General features: G+C 47.7%; 3 protein-coding genes and 1 pseudogene. 2 read left to right on the forward strand and 2 right to left on the reverse strand.

The features are described from left to right. Positions 1–14: 14 nt before the first annotated feature. Both IQ256_RS26080 and IQ256_RS26085 read left to right on the forward strand, forming a co-directional pair. Complete coding sequence (locus IQ256_RS26080) at positions 15–9047, forward strand: peroxidase family protein (RefSeq protein ID WP_370623551.1); 9033 nt, start codon at positions 15–17, stop codon at positions 9045–9047. 115 nt (positions 9048–9162) lie between these two features. Next, positions 9163–10419: a PQQ-binding-like beta-propeller repeat protein gene (locus tag IQ256_RS26085; RefSeq protein WP_193858623.1), complete on the forward strand. Its 1257-nt coding sequence runs from the start codon at positions 9163–9165 to the stop codon at positions 10417–10419. A gap of 54 nt (positions 10420–10473) precedes the next feature. On the opposite strand, the pseudogene IQ256_RS26090 reads toward IQ256_RS26085, so the two are convergent. Both IQ256_RS26090 and IQ256_RS26095 read right to left on the reverse strand, forming a co-directional pair. Beyond that, positions 10474–10614 (reverse strand): annotated as a pseudogene (locus tag IQ256_RS26090) (IS4 family transposase); the annotation flags it as partial. A gap of 351 nt (positions 10615–10965) precedes the next feature. After that, positions 10966–11391, reverse strand: coding sequence for a hypothetical protein (locus IQ256_RS26095; protein WP_193858624.1), 426 nt, complete (start codon positions 11389–11391; stop codon positions 10966–10968). Between the last annotated feature and the right edge of the window lie 368 nt (positions 11392–11759).

Genomic DNA, 11759 nt, shown 5'->3' on the forward strand with positions numbered 1-11759 from the left:
ATGAATCGCGGGCCATAGCCCTAAGAACCAACGATGGCACCGGACGACTGAAAGTCTCAGACGGTGATTTATTACCAATCAACAACAGCGAGACATTTCCAGACGGTGTGCTGGCCAACAGCAATCGTGGCCTAACCGATCCGGCTACGCTCTTCGCAACAGGTGACGTGCGAGCGAATGAGAACATCGGCCTGACAGCAATGCATACAGTGTTTGTACGTGAGCATAACCGCTTGGCCGATGCGATCAGCGCAGCGAACCCTGAACTGAGCGGAGAAGCCGTCTATCAACGGGCTCGTAAGCTAGTCGCCGCTCAGATTCAACACATTACCTACAGCGAGTATCTGCCGCTGCTAATTGGTGACAATACCATTGCTGACTATGCAGGCTATGACGACCAGGTCGATCCGTCTGTCAGTCATCTGTTCTCAGCCGCTGCCTTCCGTATGGGCCATACGCAGAGCTTCGATGAGTTCTTACTAATCGATGAGAACGGTCAGGCGCTGCCATCCGTGTCGCTCAACCAAAGCACGTTTAATCCTGGGCTGGTTCAAGAGCAGGGCATTGATGCGATCTTGCGTGGTTTGTTTGCCCAGACCTCAGAAGCAATCGATACCAAGGTCCTCGACCAGCTACGCAATACGCTGTTTGGCCCGCCGGGTGCAGGTGGGATTGACCTGGCCGCAGTTGATATTCAGCGTGGTCGTGATGTGGGTCTACCTGACTACAACCAGGCCAGGATAGACTTTGGCCTAGCGCCGGTCACCTCCTTTGCTGAGATTACGTCTGATACGGACTTGCAAGCACAGCTAGAGCAGGTCTACGGCACGGTAGACGATATTGATGCCATCGTCGGTGGCCTCGCTGAAGATGCGGTAGCAGGCTCGATGGTGGGTGAGTTCTTCCAAAAGGTGATTGCTGACCAGTTTGCTCGATTAAGAGATGGCGATCGCTTCTGGTATGAGAACGCTCAGTTTACGACAGAGGAACTAAGCCTGATTCGCGGCACTTCTCTTTCTACGCTGCTAGAGCGCAATACAGAGATGAGTGGCTTAGCCGACAATTTGTTCTCGACTGGGCGTGACCCAGCGGCGCTCTCAGCAGGCGGCACCGTCGCTGCCCAGACAGTGACCGAGTATGCAACGCTAGATGGCTCAAACAACAATCTAGCGAACCCGACGCTGGGCACACCGGGAACGCATCTGCGAGTGGACTATACCCAAGAATATGGCGATGGGATTCGGACGCTAGCGGGTGAAGATAGAGCCAATGTCAGAGAGATTAGCAACACTATCTTCGCTCAAGATGGCTCGATTCCTGATGAAACCGGTGCGACCGGCTTCATGCTGGCCTGGAGTCAGTTCATGGGTCATGATATGACCTTTGCGCCAGCGGGGGCGGCAGACACGCTGAAGGTCTATGGCACGGAGTATGAATCGGCGACCGGAGAGGAGTTCCCCTTCGTGGCTGAGAAGCTGAACCTGGTGCTGGGCCATGAGGTCTATGCAGGTGTCAACAACGTGATTGAGCGGCCTATCTATCTGCCTGCGCTAGCAATCGATGACAACGTGCAGACAACGGATGCTACTGGCGACATCACGGTTACCAATGCCAATTTAGGCGCTCAAGTCTTTGTTGAAGCGAATTCTTTAACTGATAATCGAGGCAATGAGTTTACCGGACAGCTGACCATAACCGAGGTGCCACCAGAGCTAACACCCGCAGCTCTCCCGGAGAATCTCTTTCCTGATATGGTTGTCACCATTCAGCCGGGCGAAATGGTGTTCGATACACCTGCTCAGCTAACGCTGGCAAACACCGCTGGTGTAGAAGCCGGTACCCAGATGGACTTATGGTCTATCAACCCCACGACCGGAGATTTTGAGATTGTTGGGGTAGGGCGTGTCAGCGCAGATGGAGAGCGAATTGAGACAATTGATGGGGGTATTCGTAACTCATCCTGGCACTTCTTCGGTACCAGACCGTTTGACTGGAATTTAGATTTCTTCGACTCTACATGCGACCCCTGTTCACAAAGGAAAGGTCTAACCTCTGAAGTAGAGATGTCCACTGGAGGTATGGTAGAAACTCACAATCTGCCGACATATCAGTCTTTAGGTGAGACAAGAGGGGTTCAGCTAGTTTATGACTCTCTTAGAGCTGACGCTCGACCTATATTGAACATCAATGCGCCGTCTATTAGCAGTACATTTCTGCGAGACATCATGCGTTTGACGGCTAAGGTCAAAATATTCAGCGATGGAATTGAATATTATCTACCAGGCTCTCCTAATCCAGACCCTTCATTAGGCACTGCCGCTTCGAATGCTATAGGAAAGCACTATTGGCGGTTCCCTGATAAGAATGAACCGACAAACGCTAAGCTACAGGCCGATCTGCGACAGTTTGATACAGGCATATATAGCTTCGACATGGAAGTTGGCGTTGAAGCGACTTTCCTGCGGACAATAAGAACTAGCGTAAGACAGTCTGATGGTTCAACTAAGATTGTTTTTAGACAAATTGAAAGGACAGTTGGAACGGTTGGTAGTTCTAATAACAGTGCCGAAGACGGTAGTCATAGACTGGTTCATGTAAACACAGTTGATAGCGCTCTAGGTAGTGGCTGGGGGATTGCTGGAGTTCAGAAGCTCGTTGAAGGATACGATGGCTCAATCCTATTAGTCGATGGCGATGGTAGCGAGCTTCTGTTCGGAGCGCCTGCGGGTGATGGAGAGTCTTACGTTTCACCAGTAGGTCACTTCTCTGCACTTAGCAAGACTGAGGATGGAACTTTCCAGATAGTAGATAAGCATCAGACCGTGCGTAAATTTGATGAGAAAAATCGCTTAGTTTCTGTTGTAGACAGGAACGGAAATACGACTCAACATGTCTATGACAATGAGCGATTAGTGAAGATCATTGATCCTGCGTTGCTAGAAACTTTATTTTCCTACGGTGCAGATGGAAAAGTAGCTGCAGTTATTGATCCAGCAGGGAGAACAACTCGTCTAGTCTATGACAATGCTGGTAATCTTACGCAAGTACTTGATCCAGATAGCTCTAAGCGAACCTTTGAGTATGATAAAGGCCATCGTATGACGGCTGAAGTAGATAAAAATAACCGCAGAGAAGAAGCCACATATGACTTTGCTGGCAGAGTGACCTCAGCAACTCGAAAGGATGGTTCTACTCTAGAAGTAAATCCACTTGAGACGCAAGGACTGTACAGACCTCAGGTGACGGCTACAAAGGATACGGTTGCTGTCACTACAGCACAGAACCAAGTAGATACTTCAACCTATGTAGATGGTAACGGTAAGGAGCAAACCTCTCTCCTGGATGGCGCTGGGCAGGTTATCTCTACTTCAGATGAGATAGGCCAGGTCAGTGGTTTGGTAAGCCGCAATCAAGACAACCTAGTCGTACAAACAACTGATACAAGAGGGACTGCGACTAACTACGAATATGACTCGGCTGGTAATGTAGTCAGCATCTCGGACTCGCTATCGTTTGAATCTGGCAGCCAAAATAGCAGTGGACAGTCTGAGGACAGTAGACTTCTTTCTGTTGATGCCCTTTTGGACGTGAACGGAGATGGGCTAGACGACCTTATAGCTGAGTCAGAAGATACGTTCTATATCACTTTTAGTAACGGTGACAGGTCATTCTCTGAGACAGAAGCATATAGTCCCTTGGAAGATATAAGAGATTTCTTAACCGGAGATGTAGATAAAGATGGAGATGTAGATATTGTTCTTCTTGATCGCTATCAGACTGCTACTCTGTTGAATGACGGGAGTGGTAGCTTTGACGTCGTTGAGAGTTCAGATGTTGAATTGCTTCATAGTCGTAAGCACCTAGTTGATGTTGACAACGACCAAATGCTCGATATTGTATCAGCTACTGGTTGGCTAAAAGGTAACGGCAACGGCAGTTTTGATCCTCAAAGAAGAGACCTGTTTGAATACTCGAATACGGACTTTCGATCTCCAATTTTCTCCCCATTCATAGATAACTATCCTAATGATGTGATAGACGACTTCGATGGCGATGGTGATCTAGATGTGGCCTTGTTGAACTATGAAGGATATGACGACAGTAGCCAAGAGATTCTATCAGTAAATATATTTACTAATACCGGCAATGGAAACTGGTGGACTAACCCCAACGAAAATATCAGGTTTGCCTCTGCATTACCTATCGATGAAGATACCTTTAGAAGAGTAGATATTGATGGTGATGGCGACTCTGATCTAGTGGCCTTTGATTTGGAAGGGAACGGTCATCTACTTACTAACAACGGAAATGGAGTTTTTGGACTAGCAGCCGATAGCCAGTCTTTCTTTGAGACAAAAGTGGTTTCTGGTGACGATTACTACGAGAACCCGCTTAGGATTTCTGCTGTAGAGACTGGAGAAGTCTTATTCACTGGGGAGATCAGCAGCTCTGATAGCGAAGAAGTCCAGATATACAGTACGTTTCTAGGCTCCTCACTCATTCACTATGCCGATACAGAAATAGATGAGATTCTCGTTGCAGATGACCTAGATAGCGACGGTGATATCGATTTTATAGCCTCTGGCGGTGGGTATGGATCAGAAGGGCTGTTAGTCATTGAAAATCAGGGTTCAGCAGGATGGGAAACCGTTCATGCCTTCGATATCTCTGACGTCTATATAGAAACTATCAAAGTAGCTGACTTCAATAAAGACGGATTTAAGGACATACTTTCGCTCGATGAGAAGAATGGAGTTTGGATAAATTCAGGAGACAATAGATTTTATAATGTCATTCCGATAGATATTAGTTCGTATGACGGTTTTCTAAGCTCCGCTTCTGTTGAGCTATATGACATTAATACAGACAATGAGCTTGACATCATATTCGAAGATTACTCAAATTCTCAAACCAGTGCCTTTCTGGGAAATGGAGATGGAACCTTCAGTGCTTTAAAGATAGTCGATGAAGCGGGAGATGACGGCATTTTGATGGGTTACCTGGATGCAAATAGTTTTCCAGATCTAATCCAGTTCGATAGGGACGAGAATCGCAATCCTGTCACTACCATAAAGTATAATATTTCTGCAGTATCCGAGAGCGATGTGCCCGCTGTTACGTTGCAAAGGACGGGGCTGGGTAAGAAGACGTTTGCTTACGATCAGACATTCAATCAGCTGACGGATACTGTCGATGAAGTGGGGCAGCGTACATTATTCGAGATAGATGAGCAGACGGGTAACCGCTTATCGATGACTCAGGTAATCGGTGCGCTCGATTCAGAGAGTGGCGAGACTGACGACCTAATCACTTACTACACCTATGAAGCGAATGGTCTAGTTGATACCACTATAGACCCCTTAAATCGAACTACAGATTATGACTATGATAGTCTGGGTCGACTTTCTCAAGTTATCTACGCAAGAGGCACCGCTTATGAAGCTACAGAGCAATTCGGCTATGATTCGGCTGGAAATCTGAACCGCTTTGTAGATGCTAACGGTCATACTACGACATACACCTATGATGAGCTTAACCGTATTGTAGAAACTGTAGAAGCTGACCCAGACGGTGCTTCTGGTTCGTCGACTTCTCCTACAACGTTCTTGGCTTACGACGCTGCTGGAAATCTTGCAAGCGTTACTGATGCTGCAGGCAACACGACTCTCTATGGGTATGACGAACGTGGTCGCGTAATTCAACTGACGAATGCTGAAGGTAATACAACTCGCTATGGGTATGACGGTACAGGTAATCTAACTTCTGAAATTGATCCGCTCGGTAGGGAGATTCAACATCGCTACGATGCTCGCAACAGAAGAATAGAAACGACGGATGCCGAAGGTAACACAACTCGCTTTAGTTATGACTTGGAGAACAACTTAATTGAAGTTGTCGATCCCTTAGGTAATACAACAACGTATACCTATGATGCTCGCAATCGCCTAGTTGCCGAAACGGACGCGCTAGGTAACGTGATGCAGTATCAATATGATGCGGTCAATAGCTTGGTCGGGATAAGGGATAAGCGAGGTAATACAACTCGCTATGTCTACGATGACGTGAATAGACTTGCAGCTGTTGTCGATTCGCTCGATAGTAGCCAGCAGTTTAGCTATGACCGCGTCGGAAATTTGATAGAAAGTAGGGACGAGCTAGGCAACCTCACTTCGTTTACTTACGATGCTCGCGACCGGCTGTTAAAGACAGTTGATGCGTTAGGGGGTACAGCTTCATACACGTACGATAGCGTTGGCAATCAGCTTTCTGCCACCGATCAGCTAGGGCGAACAACGACGTATACCTACGATGCGTTAAATCGCCGATCTTCTTTCGCTAGCCCACTGCTACAGGAGACCACCTATGATTATGACGTAATCGGCAACCTGATAAAGGTAACTGATCCATTAGGTCAAACAACTTCCTACGGTTATGACGCGCTGAACCGACAGGTAGATACAACGGATGCGGCAGGCGGCACCAGTACGTATCAATATGATGCTGTCAGTAATCTAACGGCATATACGGACGAATTAGGTCGGACAACAACTTATCAGTACGACAATCGGAATCTACGTACTCAAGTAGAAGATCCGTTGGGTCATATCACATCGACTGAATACGATGCAGGCGGTAATATTACTTCTGTCACAGATGCACTAGACAAAGAAACACGGTACGTCTACGACGAACTTTATAGGCAGGAAAAGGTGGTTGATGCGTTAGGCAAAGAAACTGTCATGACGTATGACGCCGACGGTAATTTGCTGAGTCTGACAGATGCTTCTGGTAATCAAACTCGCTACTCTTACGATGCGCTGAACCGACTAGGAACGGAGCGTATCGAAGTGGATGGTGAAGGTCTGTTTCGTTCTTATCAGTACGATGCTGTCGGTAACCTACTAGCTAAAGAAGACCGTAATGGTCGGATTCAAACATTCTCGTACGATGCATTGAATAGGCAGATTCAAGAAAGCTTGTTAAACGAGCAAAAAACTTCCGTTCGCAATATCGACTATACCTACGATGCGGCAAGTCAGCTCACGGCTGTCAGCGCTCCTGATTCGACCTATGCCTACACCTATGATGCGGCAGGTCGCTTACTTAGCACTGACAATGCAGGGACGACTGGTGTTCCCGATGTGTTGCTTAGCTATGGCTATGATGCGGTGAACAACCGCACGTCGGTGACGGACTTCATCATGGGCACCCAGGCCGGGGTAGAGTCCTTTACCTATGACGCGCTTGACCGGGTGACGCGGATTACGCAAAGCGGCAATGGCGTGGCCGATAAGCGCATAGATCTCAGCTACAACGCGGCTAGTCAGATGACCGGACTATCACGAGCGAGTGACCTAGCCGGAGCGCAGACGGTTGCGGATACGGCCTATACCTATGACACCGCTGGTCGGCTGGTGAACCTAGTGCATGAGGGTGAGGGGAATGCGATCGCAGGCTACGGCTTTGCCTATGATGCGGCGAATCGTCTGACGCAGCTAGTGACGCCAGATGGCACCAGCGACTACAGCTACAACGACCGCGACGAGCTGACAGGTGGCACGCATAGCTATCAGGCAGATGAAGCCTACAGCTATGACGATACGGGCAATCGCAACAGTGCGGGCTATGAAACGGGCGAGCAGAATCGTTTGAGCTCTGATGGCACCTACACCTACGAGTATGACAACGAAGGCAATCGGACGCGGCGGGTCGCGATCTTAACGGGTGAAGTGACTGAGTACGGTTGGGACTATCGCAACCGGATGACTTCAGTGGTGACCAAAGGCAGCGATGGCGCGATCTCTAGGTTAGTGGAGTACACCTATGACGTATATGACCGTCGGATTGCCAAGGTGGTTGACAGCGATGGCGATGGCGTCGGCGCAGCGACTGAAGAGCGCTATGTCTATGACGGTGAGCATATTGCGCTGGTGTTCGATGGTGAGGGCAACCAAGTTAGTCGCTATCTGCACGGGCCGCAGGTGGACCAGGTGCTGGCAGAAGAGACGGTGGCTGGTGAGGTGCGCTGGGCGCTAAGTGACCATCAGGGTAGTGTGCGCGATCTGATTGATAGTGATGGCGCTGTGCTCAATCACATTGTCTATGACAGCTATGGGCAGGTGACCAGTGAGACGAATCCTGATATTGACTTCCGTTTTGGCTATACCGGGAGGGAGCGCGATGAGGAGACGGGGCTCTACTACTACCGGGCAAGGTACTTTGACCCGGCACCGGGGACGTTTGTCAGTACTGATCCGTTAGGCTTTGGGGCGGGTGATAGTAACCTCTATCGCTACGTGTTTAATAGTCCGACGAACCATGTAGACCCAAGCGGGCTACGCTCCGTCTTTACTCGCGCAAGCGCAGTCTCAGCTGGTACTTACCGTCATAGAACTGTAAGAGCTGATACAGATGGCGTAGTGGTTTCTGAAGGTGCTGGAACTGGTACTGCCGTCAGTGCCGCTACTCAAGATAGCGCAAGTCCAAACCCGCAAGGTAGCTACTACACTGCTACCGTCGGGGTCGGAGCTGCTCAGCCTGGGACTTACACCCGAGATCAGTGGGTTAGTCCAAAGCTGGGAGTCATTTTAGGAGATAACTCAGTCTATGCAGGTGTATCTGGCACAATAGCTTTTGGACGGAACAAAGATACAGGCGAACAGTACTACGAAGCTGGCTTTGGTTGGACCCCTAATCAACTTGGTGCTGGCTTTAATGGGGAGTTCACAGAGGGACCTCCAATCACTTTCAAACCAATTCCTTCAAAGAAGGAGAACAAAAGAGGCGATACTAGAGGGCAAGGTTTTGCTCCCTATCCTGCTGCTAATAGGAATCCCCTAGATTGGGAAGTGCCCGGCGGGCTTGTTCCAGGATTTATCCCTGAGGTTTGTAGACCAGAGGATTTGACAGCCTTTATTTCATTAATTCCAGGAGCTCTGCCAACTGTAGTCGGAACAGCAGCCTTCGCAGGAGCAGTCGTTGTTGTGGGCGCTTTTGGATCCTTTGTAGGAGAACGAGCGATGTCGGGTCTATCCTCTGCCTATTAAACAATAATGGCTTGAACCATGTCGGTGGTGGGCTATGTAAGTTGATGGCTTACTGCGATAGACTAAGATCTTGTCCTTACTTTCGATATGAAGTCGTGTCTGCACAACAGCCTATATGCATAAATCTAACCCTGAGAGAAATGGTCAAGAGCATCAAGTTACAGAAATTTCGGGAATCAATGGAATCAAATGGAAAGCAGAGGGAATTCTTCTAGCTAGTGCTGACAAAAAAGTCGTTTGTCGCGAAGAGCAACTATATTGTGTAGGAACCGTTGACGGCTCATTCGACGCAAATTTCTTGGCTGTAGATACAAGTGACGGCAAAGTTGCTTGGTCGTTGAATACAGGTGTAAGGGGCGTAGAAAGAGATCAAGAGGTTTTTTCTTCTCCAACATTGGCAGACTACCTCGCATACTTTCTATATAAACCCATTTTCTCCAGAAACAAACCTACTCTCTATGGAGTCAATCTTATCAGTAAAGAGATCGAATTTAAAACTGATATCAATGCTGAGATGGGTGATAACTATGTAGACGGGACTGTACATGAATATAGAAGATGGCTGCGTACATCTACTCTTATCGTAAAAGATAACATTTATGTAGGTACAGGTAATGGATATATCTGTTCCTTTGATAGAAAAACAGGTAAGATTAATGGCGCAATACAACTGTCAGGCGACCATGCGGTTGGTCATATAGCTTACTCTGAGGGATATTTGTATGCTCAGTCCGGCAATAGAGATCTCTACTCAGTAAGTATCAGCCTGAAGTCAGTTGCCTGGAAGTTTGAACATCCAGAAGAGCATAAGACTTTTCTCAATTGGTATGATTTATGTCCTTTGGTTTTTGGGGACAAGGTATACGTTTTTGGGAGCTTGAAGAAGATATACGCTGTCCAAAAAAGCTCTGGAAAACTGATTTGGTCCTACGGAACAGATGGAGTAACGAATAATTGTATGAATTTTGTATCTGATGGTGAATCTGTAATCGGTCTAATGAGAAACGACTCTCTCCAGGCTCTAGATTTGGAAAGTGGTGATCGAGTTTGGAGCAAGAAGATAGGCGCTCCTATATTGTCTAAGTCGTCTCCGGTTGTCGTTGGCAGCACTCTCTTGATTAGCAGCGGTGGCTATCTCTACGGCATGAATTCGAGAACAGGAGATGTTCTATTTCGTTGGGAGATTCCTCTTTCTATAGAAGAATTACGCAGCCCGGTTTACATGGCGGTTCAACTTGCAAACGCTTTTGGAAAGGTATTTTCGGGGTCTCCGGGGCTCTCTCTCATATCGTCGCCATGTGTCACCAAGAAAGCAATATACGTTTCCACTGAGAACGCTACTGACAGTTCTCTTTACTGTCTTAAAGTTTAAATGGTACTGTTGGCGAGTGCGGTCTTTAGATCAATGGCACTGACTTAGTCTGCATCAAGCTGACAACTTAGCTTTGAGGACGGCGCGAGGTTGTTTCATTCGAGGAAAAGGTTTAGGTCTGCGCTTAACGACCCTGGGTTCATGACGGTTGGGTCTGAGCGTTAGTTTGTCGGCAGCAACATCTTTGAGTAGATGGCCCTAAAGTAGCGAAGCTGCGATTTCGGGCCACTTACCAGTCAAGTCCTTGCTGCGAAAGGATTACAGTAGTACACCCACTGGACTACATCTGAACTAGATTTTGTTCAAAAGTGAGTAGTACACTACTGATTTTCAGCCTCGAAAATGGCTGAAACCCCTATTTCTTCGTTGAGTAGTTGCCCACCGCGCAGCTGACCAGTTAATACAAGTGAACTAAATGGCCCCATTCCGCAGCTTCGCTACTTTGGGGCCGAATAGTGTCTCAGAAGTTCATTCTCATAAGATCTAAGAGATTTTGAGATAAGCTTTTGACGACTATGCTCAGCTACCGCCATAGGCAGCTTTTTATTAGACGCTCGGCCTATCAAGCTCATATATTTCAATATCGTATGGTTCCGCTAGGACAAGATATTTTCCGCATTCCGAGAAAGAGGCCCCAAACCAGTCTCCAGACAATGTTCTAAAACGAAGCTCATCATGCTGACCGAATACACAATAAGAAACGGTAGCGTAATCTTCTGTTGGAACAAATGTGTAGGAAATACTGTTCTCGCCCCTTCGATGGATTGCGCCTCGCTCATTCAATCCTAGAGATTTTGGTAGCGAAGCCAAGAACTCATACGTGTCATGCTCCGTTACCTCTACTTCAATCTGTTCTCGAATCTTCACTTCTAGAACTTCGTCGTAGTCGCAGACGAAAAACACTCCGTCGCTAGGAATGCTGAGACCTCTTATGCGTTCCGAAAAAATTCTTGGGAGTTCGAGTTTTCTCATATTACTGACACCTAACTATTTAGCTAGGGGGAAAGGTTTCACTCATTCATCCTAATGACGGGCTAGCTAGAAATATGTCCGCCCAATTACTCTGCGGGGATAGATAGGTGGAATTTCGTCTGCCTACTTACCTAAATAAGATAATGAGCTAGCAAGCTTATCAAATATAACTGATCATAGACTGTCACTCCGGAAAGCTGTTAGCGGCGATCGTTCGGTGTACTACTGCCCGCAAACGACCGGACACTGTTGGCGAACTCCGAAAGTAGCGAAAAATCGGTATTCTGAGGCTAGTCGCTAGTCAATCAGGAGTGCGATCGCCCGTGTCTATCAAGCCGCAACCGATAGCCGAAATTCCGGCTCTTACT

The sequence above is a fragment of the cf. Phormidesmis sp. LEGE 11477 genome (assembly GCF_015207105.1).
Classification (GTDB): domain Bacteria; phylum Cyanobacteriota; class Cyanobacteriia; order Phormidesmidales; family Phormidesmidaceae; genus Phormidesmis.

Bases quoted from the DNA above. Each gene is read 5' to 3' on its own strand.
- IQ256_RS26095 (WP_193858624.1), bottom strand. From the start codon at position 11,391: ATGAGAAAACTCGAACTCCCAAGAATTTTTTCGGAACGCATAAGAGGT.
- IQ256_RS26085 (WP_193858623.1), top strand. From the start codon at position 9,163: ATGCATAAATCTAACCCTGAGAGAAATGGTCAAGAGCATCAAGTTACA.